The organism is Planococcus plakortidis (assembly GCF_001687605.2).
Taxonomy (GTDB): Bacteria; Bacillota; Bacilli; order Bacillales_A; family Planococcaceae; genus Planococcus; species Planococcus plakortidis.
Genome location: NZ_CP016539.2, coordinates 2,812,023 through 2,829,583, shown reverse-complemented (window position 1 = coordinate 2,829,583; position 17,561 = coordinate 2,812,023). Strand labels below are relative to the sequence as shown.

The following is a 17,561-nucleotide window of genomic DNA, read 5'->3' as shown; positions in this document are numbered from 1 at the left end:
GCGGCATTCCAATAGAGGGGGGTTGGCCACGTGTTTAATGACTATAAAACCAGTCCGTTTTTTGACGAAATGTTTACGCCGGATGGAAAGCCTAAAGCTCACTATGAAACTTTCCATGAAGTGATCAAGCGATTTTCAGAGGATGAGTTGAGGGAAAAACATGAAACAGCTCAATTATCGTTTCTTCGCCAAGGAATCACTTTCACTGTCTACCATAATAATGTAGGAACCGAGAGGACAATGCCGTTCGACTTCGTGCCGATCATCATCCCGCCGGAAGAGTGGGAAGTGGTCGAGAAAGGGATGACCCAGCGTGCGGAAGCGCTGAACCGCTTTTTGGACGATGTCTATCACGGCCAAAAGATCATCGAAGCGGGGATCGTCCCGCACCATCTGGTCGAAGACAATCCTTATTATTACGAAAAGCAGATGAAAGGGGTCAAGGTTCCGCTTAATAACCATATCTTTTTGGCGGGCATCGATTTGATCCGGGATGAAAACGGAAAATACCACGTGCTGGAAGATAATTTGCGCAATCCATCCGGCCTGTCTTATGTTTACCAGAACCGTTACGTCATGCGCCAAGTGTATCCTGAGTTTTTCGTCAACCATTCAGTGAGGACGCTCGAGCATCAGATGAGCTTTCTGCATGAGGCGATTTTGGATCACGCCCCGAGGGAACGGAAAGACAAGCCCTTTGCGGTGCTGTTGACGCCAGGGATGTACAACTCGGCTTATTATGACCATGTCTTCCTGGCCCAGCAGATGGGCATGGATTTGGTTGAAGGCCGCGATCTCGTCGTCCGCAACAATATCGTCTACATGAAATCGATCCGCGGGCTGAAGCGTGTCGACATCATCTATCGCCGTATCGACGATGATTTCCTGGATCCGGAGGCATTCCGTCCCGATTCCGCACTCGGGGTCCGTGGCTTGATGGAAGCTTATCAACAAGGCAATGTCGCGATTTTGAATGCGGTCGGCAATGGCGTCGCAGATGATAAGGCGATCTATGCGTACGTGCCGGAGATGATCCGCTATTATTTGGGCGAAGAACCGATCATCGACAATGTGAAAACTTATTTGCTCGATAAGCCCGGGGACCGGGAATGGGTACTCGAGCATCTCGAGGAGCTCGTCGTCAAGAATGTGGGGGCATCCGGGGGTTACGATATGCTGGTCGGGCCGCACGCTTCGAAGGAACTGATCGAAAAATTCAGGGAGAAGATCATCGAGACTCCCCATCAATACATTGCCCAACCGACGATCAAGCTGTCCCGCGCACCTGCTTATCAGGGAGAGAAATTCTACCCTTGCCATGTGGATCTGAGGGTCTTCGTCATGAGAGGCGAGACGACGCACGTGCTCCCTGGCGGATTATCCCGTGTGGCGCTGAAGGAGGGCTCGCTTGTCGTCAACTCTTCACAAGGCGGTGGCGGAAAAGACACCTGGGTATTCAAGAAGAAAGAAGAAGGGGAGGATGCGTAAATGTTAAGCCGTGTTGCAAATTCACTGTATTGGATGTCCCGGAATGTTGAGCGGGCGGAAAATAACGCGCGCATCCTCGACGTACAACTCTTGCAGATGATTGAAGCGGCCGATGAAGAACTCGTGCGCGATTCGGATTGGCGGCTGATTTTTGAAATCTGCGACTCGACCGAGACGATGCGCCGGATCAAAGCCAACCCAAGGTATGAAGAATCGGAACTGGTGCAGTATTTGGCGATGGCACAGGAAAACGCCAATTCGGTCGCGAGCTGCGCGATGGTCGTCCGTGAAAATGCCCGCATCAGCCGGGACCATATCCCGGATGACTATTGGGAAACATGGAACCGCGCGTATCTGTCATTGTCTGAGATGGATTTGAAAAACAGTTCGGCCAGCGAAATGAGCTCGTTCCTTGAAGATATCAAAACGACTTCGCTTATTTCCCAGGGAATAGTCGAATCATCGATGTCCCGGGGCGTGGCGTACCAGATGATCAAAATTGCCAAATGGCTCGAACGCGCAGAAAAGACAGCCCGCATTTTGAATGTTGTCTGCGAGAGGACGCGTGAGCGTGTCAGAAAAGAAAAGACCGATGATTATTATTTCTGGCTGGCGGCCCTGCGGATGACCAATGGCTATAATGCTTATTTGAAGAGCCATCCGCCGCGCATGGAACCGAAGAGCGTATTGGCTTTTTTGATCTCAGACAAGACCTTCCCAAGATCGATCCGCTATTGCCTCGACCACGTGCGGGATGCGGTCGAAGAACTTGAAGAAGGCAAAGTGTCCCATTATTCATGGGAATTGTATGCAAAACTCGATGAAGTCCGGACTTCCTTCAGCGAGACGGATATCGAATCCTTGGATTCGGACGGATTGATGCATTTCCTGAACCGTTTCCAGGACGGCTGCAATGAAATCAGCCGCATTTTCTCCAGCACTTATTATCTGACCGATCCGGAAGCGGAAACAGCTACCGCTTTCCAATCCCAGGGGATGGACATGAAAGGAATAACTTCTATGAAATACAAAATCGAGCATACCAATATTTTTGATTATGAAACAATTGTCGACCAAAGCATGAATACCATCCGCCTGAAACCACGGACGGATGAATGCCAGCGCCTCCTGTCCTACCGTGCGGATATCACGCCCGCGACATTGACGAAAGAACATGTCGATATTTTTGGCAATAATGTCGAGACGTTTTTCATTGCGGAACATCACCAGCACCTGGAAGTGAAATCGACGTCCATCGTCAGCATCCAGAAAAGCCCGTTCATCCATCGCATCGATTACTCGCCGGAAATGAACGTCATTTTCCATTCCCAATTGTTTAAAGAACATTACTTGGCGTACTTGAGCAATACCGCTTATACGTACATCACGCCGGAACAGATGGAATTGGTCGACAGGGAGCTCGGGGCGATGACCAATCCGGTGCAATACGCAATCGATGTGACTGAGTACGTATTCGACCATTTCACCTATGACGGCGATTCGACGACTGTCACGACGAAGGCGAGTGAATCGTTCGATTTGAAAAAAGGCGTGTGCCAGGACATTACGCACGTTATGCTCGGCATCTTGCGCAACAAGCACATCCCGGCACGTTATGTCAGTGGCTATTTGTATGTAGGGGAAGATTCCGCGCTTGTCGGCGATGCGGCAAGCCACGCGTGGGTGGAGTTCATGGTGCCGGGCATCGGCTGGGTCGGGCTCGATCCGACGAATAATGTCGAGGCGCTCGAAAATCATATCCGCGTCGGTGTCGGCCGCGACTACAACGATGTCAGCCCGGTGCAAGGCGTTTACCGCGGCGGCAGCCAGTCGCTCGATGTGAAAGTCTCCGTCAGCCTGCTCGACCAATAATGCCAATAATCGCTCAACTGCAAAACCGCCCGATCCGTGCCATAATGAAAAGATAAGACAGATGAACGGAGAAGGAGAACTTATGGACACGAACCAATTTAAAGCTTACGGCATCAGCGAGTCGATCGCAAAAGCGCTGGAAGGCCTGGGCTACCGGCAAGCGACGGAAGTGCAGCAGCAAGTCATCCCGGCCGCTCTTGAAAAATACGACTTGACCGTCAAATCACAAACCGGCAGCGGCAAGACGGCCGCATTCGGCATTCCATTGTGTGAACTCGTCGATTGGGAGGAAAACAAGCCCCAGGCACTCGTCCTGACCCCGACACGTGAACTTGCCGACCAAGTGAAAGAAGACATCACCCACATCGGCCGTTTCAAGCGCATCAAGGCAGCCGCGATCTACGGCAAGCACCCTTTTGTCTACCAGAAGGAAGAGCTGAAGCAAAAATGCCATATCGTCGTCGGAACACCGGGGCGCGTGCTCGACCATATCGAAAAAGGGACATTGAAACTCGAAAAAATCGAATACCTGGTACTCGATGAAGCGGACGAGATGCTCAATATGGGCTTTATCGAACAAGTCGAATCGATCATCAAGCAGCTTCCGAAACAACGGACGACGATGTTGTTCTCGGCAACCTTCCCCGAGCATCTGGAAAAGCTGCAACGTGATTTCATGCGCTCTCCGCGCTATATCGCGATCCAGGCAGCCGATACCTTGGAAGAACGCATCGAGCATTCTTTGTATATCGTCAAGGAACAGGATAAATTCCAATTGCTGCGCGATGTGACCGTAGTGGAGAATCCGGACAGCTGCATCATTTTCTGCCGGACGAAAGACCAGGTCGATGCAGTATCGGAAGGGCTTGAGCGTTTGTTCTATACAAGCGACCAATTGCATGGCGGCATGACACAGGAAGACCGGTTCGGTGTCATGGATGATTTCCGGCGGGGCGAGTTCCGTTACCTGGTCGCCACCGATGTCGCGGCGCGAGGCATCGATATTGACGGTATCACCCATGTCATCAATTATGATTTCCCGCTCGAAAAAGAAAGCTATGTCCACCGCGCAGGGCGGACAGGGCGTGCCGGCAAGAGCGGCAAGGCGATTTCGTTCGTCACACCGTTCGAGGATAAATTCCTGAAAGAAACGGAAGATTATTTAGGGTTTGAGATTTCGCGTGTCGAACGCCCCTCGAGAGAGCAAGTCGCCTTGGCGAAACCGGCGTTTGAAGACAAGATCGAGAGCCGCCAGAAGCCGAAGAAACATAAAGCGGCTGCGCTCAACCAAGACATCATGAAGCTGTATTTCAACGGAGGCAAGAAGAAAAAGCTGCGCGCCGTCGATTTTGTCGGGACTTTGACCAGCATCCCCGGCATCACGGCGGAAGATATCGGCATCATTAAGATCCAGGACACTGTCACTTACATCGACATCCTGAACGGCAAAGGGCTCCATGTCTTGAAGGCGATGAAAGACAAAACCGTCAAAGGCAAGACCTTGAAAGTGCATAAAGCGAAAAAATGAGGTGGGGCCTTTTCCGAGCTTTCAAAGCTTCGGAAAGGGCCTTTTTTTATTTCTGCGTTTAATGTTTTATAGGAATAGGTCCTTTTGTCACGAAAAAAAGCGCAATTGTCATCAAATATGCCTAATGCTGTCACATGATTGTAACCTTGCCGTGCTATTTTATTTTTACTGAAAAGCTTTCAAACGATTTACGCAAGGCGCAATTATCCGATACGCAAAGGGGATAGGAACTTGAAAAAATTATTGGCGGCTTTAGGAATGGCAATGCTCTTGTTGCTCGGCACTTCACTTACGACTTCTGCAGCATCGAATGTTTATACAGTCAAAAGCGGTGATACGCTTTATAAAATTTCCCAACAGACAAAAGTCTCGGTCAATAACCTGAAATCCTGGAATGGCTTGAAATCGAATTTGATCTACCCGAAGCAAAAATTGAAATTGAAGAAAACAACGGCTCAAACCATTTCCAAACCATCGACTCCATCTTCAAGCAAAGATAAAGTGGTGAAGGAATTTACAGTTTCCTCGACAGCTTACACGGCCTATTGCAAAGGATGCTCGGGCATCACCAGAACCGGCATCAATTTGAAGAAGAACCCTGGAGCTAAAGTAATCGCAGTCGATCCAAAAGTCATCCCGCTTGGCACGAAAGTATGGGTGGAAGGCTATGGCTACGCTGTCGCAGGCGATACAGGCGGCGCCATCAAAGGCAAGAAAATCGATGTCTTCATCCCAGACCGCAACAAAGCATTGAAATGGGGACGCAAGAACGTAAAAATTAAAATCCTGAAATAAGCAAAACCCGGCTGATCCGTCAGCCGGGTTTTTTTGTTACAAGACGCTAATCTGAGGAAGCGATTCCCCCACTAGCCGGCAACTAACTATAGAAGCAGATCTGATTAGCTACACTCCGATCAATGACATCTCGCAGCCGCCAAGCGTCCAGGGTGAGCCGATGCCAAGGATAAAAAGTTTATTCGAGCATCACATCAAACACCTTGCTCCCACATCTACTACGCAGATGCGTCGCAAATGAAATGGCTCAACTTCCTTTCGCCATTGCATTGGCTTACGGCAAGAGGCCAACCCAAAGCCAGGCGGCGAATAGGTAAATGAAGCTTCATTCCAAGCGCAAAAACAATTCCACAAGCAACCCCTCACTATATCCGGATCCAAGAAGCGATTCCCCGAAAGCACCGACAAAACTCATTGCATCCCACGAATTAAAAAACAAGCACCATAAAAAGGTTAAATAATTAGTCTTTTAGGGAAGAGACGTATATACTATTTGTATAGATATTGTATAACTTTTAAGAAGCGAAACGGGGGCTTACGCAATGGCAAAACGAATGATTATTATAGGAGCGGGGCCAGGAGGCTTGGCAGCAGGAATGCTCTTGGCGAGCAAAGGATACCAAGTCGATATATATGAAAAAAATGACCGCATCGGCGGGCGCAATGCTGCATTGACATTGGGTGATTTTACTTTTGATACAGGGCCGACGTTTTTGAGCATGCTTCATCTGGTGGAGGAATTATTCGAGGCGACCGGCCGCAATGTCCACGATTATATGGAAGCGGTCGAATTGGACCCGATGTATGAATTGCGCTTTGAAGACCAGAATTTGGTGATGACGCGCGACCCGGAAGCCATGCGCAAGCAAATTGATGAAAATTTCAAAGGCGACGGGGAAGGTTATGCGCGTTTCATGAAAGAAACCGGCAAGAAGCTTGAAGCGCTATCACCGTTGTTGCAGACGAAAATGGACCGCATGACGGACCTTATGCAGCCGAAAGTGATCAAAGCGCTTCCGGAACTTGAAGCAGGCAAGACACTTTATGATGTCTTGTCCCGCTACTTCAAAGATGAGCGCTTGAAGATGGCGTTTGCGTTCCAGTCGAAATACCTCGGCATGTCCCCCTGGGAATGCCCAGGCGCGTTCACCATCCTGTCCTATATGGAACATGCCTACGGTATCTACCATCCGATCGGCGGTGTCAACCAATTGTCTGCGGCGATGGCGAAAGCCGTCAAGGAAATGGGCGGCCGCATCCATCTCAATAAAGGCGTACAGAAATTATGGGTGGAGGGACGCGATGTAAAAGGCGTCGACTTGTATGACGGCAGCCGCGAAGCAGCGGATGAAGTGGTCATCAATGGCGACTTTGCACATGTGATGACCCACCTGGTAGAGCCAGGCATCTTGAACAAATACACCCCGAAAAAGCTCGACAAGAAAAAATATTCATGTTCCACGTTCATGCTTTATTTGGGACTGGATAAGAAATACGATTTGTCGCATCACACGATCGTTTTTGCGAAAGATTACCAGAAGAATGTCGAAGAAATGACGAAATCCCGCATTTTGTCCGCGGACCCGTCGATCTATATCCAAAATGCCAGCGTGACGGATCCGACCTTGGCTCCGGAAGGCAAATCGGCACTTTATATTTTGGCACCTGTGCCGAATAATTTCAGCGATATCGGTTGGGAGCACGAACAGGAAGCTTTCCGCGAATTGGTGCTGGACATCATTGAAGAAAAAACCGATTTCAAGAACCTGCGCGACCATATCGAAGTCGAGAAGATGCTGACGCCGTTCGGCTGGGAATCGGATTACTCCGTTTATCGTGGTGCCACGTTCAATTTAGGGCATCAATTATCGCAAATGATGGTGTTTCGCCCGCACAATAAATTCGAGGAGCTCGGCAATTGCTGGCTGGTCGGGGGCGGGACACATCCCGGCAGCGGCTTGCCGACCATCCTGGAATCCGCCCGCATCACGGTCAATGGCATTCTGAAAGAAGACGGGCGGTCCGGAATCCCGATTGGCCCGCTTCCGAAAGCGAGGGGAACTGCATGAGAATCGCGATGATCGGCGGCGGTGTCGGCGGATTGATGGGCGCGTTGTATTTAACGAAGCTCGGCTATGAAGTCATGATTTACGAAAAAGAGCATAAACTTGGCGGCAGGATGGCGTTTGTGGAACGGGACGGCTTCCGGATCGATGAAGGCCCGACGATCGTCTTATTGCCGGAAATGTTCCGCGATTTATTCGCCCAGGCAGGAATCGATCCGGAAAGCATCGAATTATTACTATGCGATCCGCTTTATACAATCCGTTTCACAGACGGCAAAGTGTATACGAAATACCCTGGGCGCGAGCGGCAATTACAGGAAGTCGAAGAGCAGTTCCCGGATGATAGGGAAGGGTTTATCCGCTTTATGGATGAAGGGAAGAAGCGTTTCGATATCGGCAAGCCTGCTTTTCTGGAGCATGATTTCATCCGCAAAGCGGATTTCTGGACTTTCCGCAATATCCGCAACTTGATGAAACTGAAACCCCAGCAATCTGTGCATAAATTGATGGAGTCCTATTTCAGGGATGAGCGGTTACAGCTGGCCTACTCCCTGCAGGCCCTCTATATCGGCGGGGATCCATACCGGGCGCCGGGCATGTACTCGCTCGTGCCGTTCAGTGAACATGAACACGGCGTCTATTATGTGAAAGGCGGCTATGCAAGCATCATTCCCGTCATGGAGCGGGAATTGCGCAGCCGGGGCGTTGAAATCCGGTTGGGCACGCCCGTCAAGCGCATCTTGAAAGAAGAAGGCCGTGCGACAGCGGTCGAAACAGAGTCAGGCGTCGAGCCTTATGATGCAATTGTCTATAACGGGGATTTCCCGGGAATCCAGCAATTGGCGCCAGCGAAAAAGCAGAAGGAATTTACGCCTTCCTCAGGTTGTGTGCTGTTGTATTTTGGATTGGACAAAGTTTATGAAGATGTAAATGTCCACCAATTCTTTATCGGTGATGATTATAAAGAACATATGGAAGACGTATTTGTCCGGGGGCATAAAACGGAGAATCCGGCATTCTATACATTCCATCCTTCTGTCATTGACGATTCGCTTGCCCCTGAAGGGAAATCGGTGCTTTACGTACTTGTGCCGGTTCCTTCAGGCACAGAAATCGATTGGAAAAATGATGAAGAGTGGATCGGGCGTATTTTGGAGCGCATGGAGACGCTGTCTTTTCCGGGGATCCGCGAGTCGATCGAATGGATGGACGTGCGAACGCCGAAAGATGCAGAAGCGTTCGGCTTGTTCAAAGGCGGCAGTTTCGGGATCGGCCCGACATTGCGGCAATCCGGGGTGTTTCGCCCGCAGGTCAAACCGGGCGACACGGAGAATTTATACGCGGTGGGTGCTTCTGTCCACCCGGGCGGCGGCATACCTATCGTCATGCAAGGAGCGAAATTACTGGCCGACAGAATCCACGGCGATTTGAAAGAAAGGGGCGGTTCATGATGGAATTGAAGCAAGCCTATAGCTATTGCGAACGCATTATCGCCGATAATTCAAAGAGCTTTTATAAAGCATTTTCCCTGTTGCCGAAAGAAAAGCGCAAAGCGGTGTGGGCAGTCTACGCCTTCTGCCGGAAAGTCGATGATATCGTCGATGAGGGCAGCCATCCTGAAACTGAGCTGAGAGCATTCCGGAAAGACTTCGATGAGTTCCTGGCGGGTTCGATCCAATGGGACGACCCGATGTGGCTGGCGCTTGAAGACGTATTCGAAAGTTACGATATGGACGCCAGCGCCTTTTACGGATTGATCAAAGGCCAGGAAATGGATTTGACGATCAACCGTTACCGTACGCTTGATGAACTATTGGATTATAGCTATCACGTAGCGAGTACGGTCGGGCTGATGCTGTTGCCGATATTGGCCCCGGGACGCACGGCGCTGTTGAAAGACGGCGCGATTTCGCTTGGCTATGCCATGCAGATTACCAATATCCTTCGCGATATCGGGGAAGACCTGTCCATGGGCCGCATTTATTTGCCGCAGGACATCATGCGGAAATACGGACTTGCCGAGGAAGCGCTTGGGAATGGGACGGTGTCGGAATCATTCATCCAAGTCTGGGAAGAGCTCGCTGGCATAGCGGAATTCCATTATGAGCGCGCGTTTGAGACGATCAATGATTATCCATTATCTTCCCGCGTGCCCGTTAAAGGGGCGGCGCTTGTCTACCGGGAAATCCTGTCGACGATCCGATCGAAAGAATATACGGTGTTTCATGAAAAGCATTTCGTCACGGATGATTCCAAGCAGTCCATCCTGCAATGCTTATGAGAAATAGAAAAAAGCTGTTTCCCTTCGTCAAAATTGACGGGGGGAAACAGCTTTTTTTATGTCAGGATGAATAGCTTTCGATCAGGCGTCGCGCTACATTCAAGCCGCTCAATGTGACCATCGGGGAACCGCCGCCTGGATGGACGCTGCCGCCGACAAAGAATAATCCCTTGAGGTCGCGGCTTGCGTTCGATGGGCGCAAGAAAGCATCTTTCGGGCGGTTGGAAGACGGCCCGTATAAAGCGCCGCGATGGGCCCCGAACTTGTCGCGGATGAATTCAGGAGTGAAAATCCGTTCTTCTTCAATATGGCCGCGCAATGTGATTCCGTAATGTTCCAGTAAATCGTAAATCCGTTCTTTGTATCGCTGGGGATCGACCTGCAAGTCACCTTGTGCGGTCAGGGCCGGTGCGTTGACGAGAATGAACAAATTATCCCCGGCAGGCGATACGGAAGGGTCGGAATGGGACGAGTTGCTGATGTAGATGGTCGGCTCGCCGCTGTATTGCTTATCGCTAAACAACTCATGGAACTCACGCGGGTAATCGGCCGAAAAGAAGGCATTATGATGCTTCAGTTCAGGCAAGCGGGTGTCGAGCCCAGCCGTGATGACAAAAGCCGAGATCGACGGCTCGAAGCGGTCGCGCTTTGCATCCTTGAAAGAAGGGCGCTCCGCTTCGTCCACCAATTCAGGAAATGCCGATAATAAATCCCCGTTCAAGATGACGGCATCGGCGGCAATCCGTTCGCCGCCTGAAAGTTCCACGCCGCGCGCCTGGCCTTGTTCCGTCAAGATGCGTGTGACGGCCGTTTCAGGATACATCTCGACGCCGCATTCCGCTGCAACTTGCGCAAAGCCCTGTGCAATCGACACGTTTCCGCCTTTTGCGTAATAGACGCCTTGCGACAGTTCGAGATGGGCGATCATCGCGAAGGTGGCAGGGGCTTTATAAGGCGATGAACCGATATAAGTAGCATAGCGGCCGACTGCCTGGCGCAGTCCTTCGTGCTTGAAATAGCGGCTGAAAAAATGGTCCATCGATTCAAGTGGCCGTACCTTCAGCATGGCCACACCGAGTGATGGGGACAAGTAATCCCGGTACGACTGGAAGCTCAGCGGAAAGAAATACTGTTCGGATGAGCGATACAAACGGGCGACTTCGGATAAGAACGCATCGTATTTACCGGCGGCGAAAGGATCCAGCGCTTCGAGTTGGCGGATCATCTCCCCGCGGTCTGCCGTGAAGTCGATGTGGCTGCCATCGGGAAAATGGTTGCGCGTATGGACAGCGAGCTTTTCGAGCTGGAAATACCGGTCCGGATCGCGGCCGGTCTGTTCGATGACTTCGCGGAAGATATGCGGCATGGTGATGGTGTTCGGGCCGAAATCAAAACGATAGCTGCCGAGTGTGACAGGCATCAGCTTGCCGCCGAAATGGCTGTTCTTCTCGAATAGAGTGACGTGCATGCCGGCGTTCGCGAGCGTGATTGCGGCGGATAAGCCGCCGAGCCCGCCACCGACGATGGCGATATGTGGTCGGTTCATGAATAATGCCTGCCTTTCCATGTATAGGGCTCATTCTTCAAGGATTTTTTCATGGCCGTCAGCATGACCGCGAGCATGGCTGCTGCTTGAAGCGGGAGAAGAAATGCCAAGTACCAGCGCTGATTAGTCACCATGTCGACATACCAGCGCTGCAAAATGGTCAGTGCGTATGGCACTAGCCACATCCAGTTGGCTGTCACAAGGCCGGCTGCGGCAAGGAATAACGGGAAGATATAGAAGATGCTGTAGAACATTGTCAAGGCAATGGCGATCAAAGGCGAACGCCCGATGCCTGTGTAGCTGTTCTTCAAAAAGCCTTCCCAAACTTCTCCTGTTGTTTCATACATCCGGCATTTGACCGATGAGGTGATATTGGCGAGCAGCACTTTATGGCCTGCTCGCTTCAAGGTGCGCGCGATATGTACATCTTCTACGAGTGAGGCACGCACCGATTCGTGCCCGCCGATCGCATCATACGCTTTTCGCTCGAATGCCATCCACATGCCGTTTGCCGCGGTGGCCGCAGGAAATTTTGCGTAATTCGCCAGCGCCAATGGCAAGTGGAATAAAATGACGAAATGAAGCATGGGGACAAGCAATTTACTCAAGAACACCGGCACTTCAAAAGCCGGGAAACCGGACAATAGTGCGGCACGGCGTTTTTCCATCAAGCCGATGGTCTGCCGCACCGCCTGCTTGCGGAAGCGGACATCGGCGTCGATAAAGAACAGGTAATCACCGGACGCGTGTTTTTGCAGCTGATGGCAGGCATGGACTTTGCCGACCCAACCGTCAGGCAGCTCGACGCCATGCAAAATGGTGAAGCGCTTGTCGCCTGCAATTTCACGGTCGAGCACCGCCTGGGTGCCATCGGTCGATTGGTCATTCAGCAGGATGAATTCGGCTCTTTCCCAGTCCGTTTCTTTTAAGGAGCGGATAATCGTCGGCACGTTGCGCTCTTCGTTGCGCAGCGGCACGAGGAGGGAGACAAGCGGTTCTGCTTTCACTATGGGCTGCTTCGGAAGCGCCGGCAAGAACAGTCGGTTGAAGACAAGCCACAGGAAAAAAGCAATATGGATGGCGATCAAAGCCGTGATCATGACGAGCGCCTCCTTTTCAGCATCTCCTTGAATTCCCCGTAATTCTCTTCGAGCACTTGCTGCTTCAACTGGTCAAGTGCAGCGGTTTCATGTTCCTGCAGCCACAGGGTCCTGTCGTGCCTCGAACCTGTCGGAATCTCCTCCAGTGACAAGCTTTCCCCCTGGTCGATCCACACTTCAGGGTGTTTTTCCCGGCGCATTGAATAATAAAAGCGCACCGGAACAAGCGGGACCTCCGGGCATTTCTCCATTAAATAAAGGACGCCTGTATGAAATTCCAACGGGCGCGTCTCCAAATGATATTCATCGCCTTGCGGAAACAGGATGACCGTCTTGCCTTGTTTCAATAAGTTCTCGGCATAGCGCAGCGAAGCCAGGATGTCTTTTGGGTTGCTGCGGTCAATGGAAAAGGCGCCGAGCCTGCGGAAAAAAGGGAATTTCTTGAGCCCGCGCTCGTGCATCATGATATGGACATCCAAATTCCACACGCGCCGGTTCAGGAAAAAGAACAACAGCCCGTCCCACCAGGAACTGTGGTTGGAAATGATCAATGCCGGACCCTTGGGCGGGCGGATGTTCCGGCCATACAGGTGCGAAAACGACCGTTGGATTGAGGGCATCAAATACGTCGCGAATGCGCGTTCGAAAAGCGCCGATTTTTTCGCCTGGATCATTGCGGGCGCCTCTTCCACGCCAAAGCGACAATCGCTGCCGTCAGGACGGAAGTCAATGCGGCTGCCAGCCACAATCCGCCGATCATCCCGAGCAGCACGAAAAGGGCGATCATCAACACATAGAGAAGGGCCATGCGCTTTTCGGCCTGCCCCGCTGACACTTTGAGCCCTTGTTTCTTAAATGCCAAGTCAAGGATGAGGTGGAGGGTGAATGCTACGATAAACCAGCCGGTGAAATTGGTCCACGGGATATCATAATAGAATCCTGTATCTTCCCATAGCCAATAGCCTTTCACTTGATAGGCGACCGGATCGATGATCAAGTCGATGATGACAGCCGCAATGCCGCCGGTAATCGCGTAAAGAAGGCCGCCGCGCGGCACGATCCAACGGGCGATGACGTGGCTGGTCGCCATGACCATGAGCCATGCGAAACCGATCGCAATCGGCACCCCGAAGATATTCGGGGCGAAGCGGTCGGTGTAGTCATAGGAGCCGAACAAGAAACCGCTGTCTGCCCCGGCCCATTCGACGATGAAGGTCGAAAAGAAAATGAGCACGCCGGCCGACCCGCCGATCGCCGGGCCGAAACGACGCCATAAGTAAAGGAATCCGAGCGTTCCGGCAAGGATCAAGAAGAAGGCATTGGCCCATTCCAGCCAGGATGGCAATAAATCGAAACTCAACAAGATGACGCCGCAGATATACCAAAAAATGAATAACTTGAAAATCCGGTCTTCCCATTTCACAAGCAGCACCCCATCTAAATTAGTTATACAAATAGTGTACAACAATAGTTGGAAAAGGCGAAAGAAAAGGGCGGGGCGCAGAATGTGCGGACTGATGGATTTTTTTGATTTGTGCATTTTTGCTGTGGATGCTGATTCAACGGCATATTTATTAAGAAAAATGTCATGGCATCTAGCAGAATTTTCAGTAAAATATTGCAGGGAATCCTGCAAAAGTATATACTATATTACAAGCAACTAAGCGTGTTCTTGCGATGGGGGAATGAATATGCAGGATTTACTGCGAAGTGTATCAACTTCTTATAAAGATTTCAGTTCCGGGCAAAAAAAGATAGCAGACCTTTTTTTCCGCGAACCGATATTTATTGCTTTTTCGCCCGCATTGGAAGTGGGCAAGCGTGTGCAGGTCAGCGAGTCGACCGTCATTCGGTGGACGCAGAAACTCGGTTATAGGGGTTATACAGAGTTTCAGCACACGCTCCAGCGCAAGCTGGCCGAAGAGCGGCTGGATAATGCACAGCAGGAACAGCCTGCCGCTGCCGACCAGTCGTTCCTTGAAAACCTGCTCGATGCGGACATCACCAGCATCCTGAAGCTCAAGCAAACGATCAATGAAGAAAATTTATTGCAAGTGGTCGACTGCATCAGCAAGTCTGGGCAGCGTTACGTCACAGGCAATTTCTTCGACTTCGGCTTAGCTGAATGGTTTGGGGGGTGGCTTGGCAGCGCGCTCGGCAATACCGAGATGATGCAGCCCGGTACCGCCGCCTATTATGGGCAGATGGCGGAACTCAGCCCCCATGATACCGTTATCGCATTCGCATTCCCGCGCTATACGCGCACTTTGATGGCTACTTTGGACCAAGCGAAGCGCAAAGGGGCAGAAGTGATTGTCTTTACCGACAGGGAAGATTCACCGGCTGCAAAGAGCGCAGACCTTGTGCTCACGGTATCCGTCAATGCGAACTTGAACATCGATTCCTATACGGCGGTCCATGCATTACTGACGTCGGTCATGCGCTTTGTCTACGTGAAAGAACATGCGAAAGTAAAAGCGAAGCTGGCACAGCTCGAAGCGGTTTATAGCGACCAGGACATCTTCATATAATCCAACCCATTGCAGGCACGTCCCGAATCGCTCCGGCGTTTTGGTCAAACATACACGAAAAGGGGAGAGCAAGATGAATAAAAAATTTACAACGGCAGGCGTAATTTTAACGGCAGGCATGCTTTTGGCAGCCTGTGGATCGGATGACTCAACCACCGGCTCGGAAGGATCAAGCGAAGGGGCAGGCAGCGATTTGAACCTTGTGGAAGAAGGCAAATTCACGACTGCATCAAGCGGTTTGTACAAGCCGTTCAACTACGAGGAAGGCGGCGATTTGACCGGCTTCGATATCGAGATCGGCAACGCCATTGCAGAAGAGATGGGCCTTGAGCCGAATCCGGTGACGACGCCTTGGGAGACGATCATCCAAGGGTTGACTTCCAACCGTTTTGACGCCATCCTCGGCTCGATGGCGATTACGGAAGAACGTGAAGAACAAGTCGCTTTCTCGGATCCATATTACTACTCGGGCGGCGTGATCTTTGTCCGTGAAGGCAATACGGAAATCCAGTCGGAAGCAGACCTTGAAGGCGCCACAATCGGCGTTGTCGGGCAAAGTACGTACGATACAGCGGCCCAGAAATATACCGATGATATCCAATACTACAATAGCGATGTCGTCGCTTTGCAGGATTTGACGGTTGAAGGGCGCTTGGATGCCGTCATCACGGCAGACGTCGTCGGATTTGAGGCGCAGAATGCCGGGCTTGAAATCGAGATGGTCGGCGACCCGCTGTGGATCGAGCAAGCAGCTGTAGCCGTGCGCCCGGAAGATGAAGAATTGCTCGCGGCGATCAATGAAGCGTTGGCGGCCATCATCGAAGATGGAACATACACAGAGATTTCGGAAAAATGGTTCGGGCGCGACCTCCTCGATGTCGATCTTGAAGGCATCGAAATTCTCAATTAAAACGAGCTGGGGATAGAAGGGGGATTGGTCTATGTTTGAATTATTCGGGACAGTTTTTGAAGTATTCATGCGCACATATCCGGGCTTCCTTGAGGCTACGGTCGTCACGCTCCAATTGACAGCGGTCGGCGTCATCTTGGGGACGCTCATCGGTTTGGTGTTCGCCTTGATGAAGATTTCGGGATCCAAAATCCTTCAAGGCATCGCCAATGTCTATATCACGATCATCCGCGGTACGCCGTTGATCGTGCAGATCATGTTCCTGTACTTCGGGATCGTGGAAATCTATACGATGTCGAATTTCTGGGCAGGCGCCATCGCGCTCGGCGTCCATAACGGCGCCTATATCGCGGAGATTTTCCGCGGGGCGATCCAAGGGGTAGACCCAGGGCAGCGCGAAGCGAGTATGTCGCTCGGGATGAACCGCAAGCAGACGATGCAACGGATCGTGTTCCCGCAGGCGCTGCGCCGTTCCATCCCGCCGCTTGGCAACCAGTTCATCATCACGCTGAAAGATTCGTCGCTTGTCTATATCATCGGTGTCGCGGAGATTTTCTCCCTCGCCAACCGGGAAGCGGCCCAATCATTCCAGCCGTTTGAATCGTTCATCGTCGTTGCGCTTTATTACCTGGTGCTCGTCATGATCTTCACATACTTGCTGCGCTGGTATGAAAATCGGCTTGATGTGGACAAAACCTAAGGAGGAGCAGTTATGATTATTGGAGAGAATATACACAAATCCTTTGGTGATCTCGAGGTGTTGAAGGGCGTGGACCTCCACGTCAAACCCCAAGAGGTGGTTGTTCTGGTCGGGGTCAGCGGATCCGGCAAAAGTACGCTGCTCAGGTGCTTTAACTTCCTGGAGATGATTAATGAAGGATCCATCACGATCGACGGCAAGAAAGTCGATCCGAAAAAAGACAATTTAACGAAGATCCGCGCCGAAGTCGGCATGGTGTTCCAGCATTTCAATCTTTTCCCGCATAAGACGGTGCTCGAGAATGTCATCGAAGCGCCGATCACGGTCAAGAAAATGAATAAAGAAAAAGCGAAAAAGCTCGGCCTGGAACTATTGGAGAAAGTCGGCTTGAGCGATAAGGCGGATGTCTACCCGAGCAAATTATCGGGCGGGCAGAAGCAGCGTGTCGCCATCGCCCGATCGCTTGCGATGGAACCGAAAGTGATGCTCTTCGATGAGCCGACCTCAGCGCTCGATCCGGAGCTTGTCGGGGAAGTGCTTCAGGTCATGAAGCAGCTCGCTGAAGAAGGCATGACGATGGTCGTCGTGACACACGAGATGAAATTCGCCAAAGAAGTGGCGGACCGCATCATCATGATCGACCAAGGAAAGATCATCGAGTCGGCGGACCCGAAGACATTCTTCGAAAATCCGCAGCATGAGCGGACGCGCCAATTCATTCAATTGGTGGAATAAGATTCTCTT

15 protein-coding genes and 1 pseudogene are annotated in these 17,561 nt (G+C 51.3%); 12 read left to right on the top strand and 4 right to left on the bottom strand.

The annotated features are described in order from the left end of the window. The first annotated feature begins 30 nt into the window (after positions 1-30). The 8 genes and pseudogenes from BBI15_RS14165 (at position 31) to BBI15_RS14135 (ending at position 10,030) form a co-directional block, all read left to right on the top strand. Positions 31-1,488 (top strand): circularly permuted type 2 ATP-grasp protein, encoded by a 1,458-nt coding sequence (locus BBI15_RS14165; protein ID WP_068870512.1) that lies wholly within the window; start codon positions 31-33, stop codon positions 1,486-1,488. Next, positions 1,489-2,421 (top strand): annotated as a pseudogene (locus tag BBI15_RS16830) (alpha-E domain-containing protein); the annotation flags it as partial. It lies immediately after the preceding gene. A gap of 87 nt (positions 2,422-2,508) precedes the next feature. Beyond that, positions 2,509-3,360, top strand: coding sequence for a transglutaminase family protein (locus BBI15_RS16825; protein ID WP_405313466.1), 852 nt, complete (start codon positions 2,509-2,511; stop codon positions 3,358-3,360). 82 nt (positions 3,361-3,442) lie between these two features. Beyond that, entirely contained in the window at positions 3,443-4,888 is a 1,446-nt protein-coding gene (locus BBI15_RS14155; protein WP_068870509.1) for a DEAD/DEAH box helicase, read from the top strand. Between the two features lie 231 nt (positions 4,889-5,119). Then, entirely contained in the window at positions 5,120-5,683 is a 564-nt protein-coding gene (locus tag BBI15_RS14150) for a 3D domain-containing protein (RefSeq protein ID WP_068870507.1), read from the top strand. Positions 5,684-6,225: 542 nt separating this feature from the next. Beyond that, on the top strand, positions 6,226-7,752 hold the full coding sequence (locus tag BBI15_RS14145) for a phytoene desaturase family protein (RefSeq protein WP_068870506.1): 1,527 nt from the start codon (positions 6,226-6,228) through the stop codon (positions 7,750-7,752). After that, entirely contained in the window at positions 7,749-9,200 is a 1,452-nt protein-coding gene (locus BBI15_RS14140) for a phytoene desaturase family protein (protein WP_068870504.1), read from the top strand. The genes BBI15_RS14145 and BBI15_RS14140 overlap by 4 nt, the downstream gene beginning before the upstream one ends. Beyond that, on the top strand, positions 9,200-10,030 hold the full coding sequence (locus tag BBI15_RS14135; RefSeq protein ID WP_084633056.1) for a phytoene/squalene synthase family protein: 831 nt from the start codon (positions 9,200-9,202) through the stop codon (positions 10,028-10,030). The genes BBI15_RS14140 and BBI15_RS14135 overlap by 1 nt, the downstream gene beginning before the upstream one ends. A 61-nt stretch (positions 10,031-10,091) precedes the next feature. On the opposite strand, the gene BBI15_RS14130 is transcribed toward BBI15_RS14135, so the two are convergent. From BBI15_RS14130 to BBI15_RS14115, 4 genes are read right to left on the bottom strand one after another with little or no spacing between them, the layout of a single operon-like run. After that, positions 10,092-11,576, bottom strand: coding sequence for a phytoene desaturase family protein (locus tag BBI15_RS14130; protein ID WP_068872612.1), 1,485 nt, complete (start codon positions 11,574-11,576; stop codon positions 10,092-10,094). Next, positions 11,573-12,676 carry a glycosyltransferase family 2 protein gene (locus tag BBI15_RS14125; protein WP_068870501.1) on the bottom strand — a complete coding sequence of 368 codons (1,104 nt, stop codon included), beginning with the start codon at positions 12,674-12,676 and terminating at the stop codon, positions 11,573-11,575. The genes BBI15_RS14130 and BBI15_RS14125 overlap by 4 nt, the downstream gene beginning before the upstream one ends. After that, complete coding sequence (locus tag BBI15_RS14120; RefSeq protein WP_068870499.1) at positions 12,673-13,350, bottom strand: lysophospholipid acyltransferase family protein; 678 nt, start codon at positions 13,348-13,350, stop codon at positions 12,673-12,675. Before BBI15_RS14120 ends, BBI15_RS14125 begins: the two co-directional genes overlap by 4 nt. Continuing rightward, positions 13,347-14,099 carry a carotenoid biosynthesis protein gene (locus tag BBI15_RS14115; protein ID WP_068870498.1) on the bottom strand — a complete coding sequence of 251 codons (753 nt, stop codon included), beginning with the start codon at positions 14,097-14,099 and terminating at the stop codon, positions 13,347-13,349. The genes BBI15_RS14120 and BBI15_RS14115 overlap by 4 nt, the downstream gene beginning before the upstream one ends. A gap of 262 nt (positions 14,100-14,361) precedes the next feature. On the opposite strand from BBI15_RS14115, the gene BBI15_RS14110 reads away from it, so the two are divergent. From BBI15_RS14110 to BBI15_RS14095, 4 genes are all read left to right on the top strand, one after another. Further along, complete coding sequence (locus BBI15_RS14110) at positions 14,362-15,207, top strand: MurR/RpiR family transcriptional regulator (RefSeq protein WP_335645689.1); 846 nt, start codon at positions 14,362-14,364, stop codon at positions 15,205-15,207. A 73-nt stretch (positions 15,208-15,280) separates the two neighbouring features. Next, the gene (locus tag BBI15_RS14105; protein WP_068870494.1) at positions 15,281-16,117 is read left to right on the top strand and encodes a transporter substrate-binding domain-containing protein; all 837 of its coding nucleotides are present in this window, start codon (positions 15,281-15,283) and stop codon (positions 16,115-16,117) included. Positions 16,118-16,148: 31 nt separating this feature from the next. Beyond that, a complete protein-coding gene (locus tag BBI15_RS14100) occupies positions 16,149-16,817 on the top strand; it encodes an amino acid ABC transporter permease (protein ID WP_068870493.1) in 669 nt (222 codons plus the stop codon). Positions 16,818-16,829: 12 nt separating this feature from the next. Then, positions 16,830-17,552: an amino acid ABC transporter ATP-binding protein gene (locus BBI15_RS14095; protein ID WP_068870491.1), complete on the top strand. Its 723-nt coding sequence runs from the start codon at positions 16,830-16,832 to the stop codon at positions 17,550-17,552. Positions 17,553-17,561 lie beyond the last annotated feature (9 nt).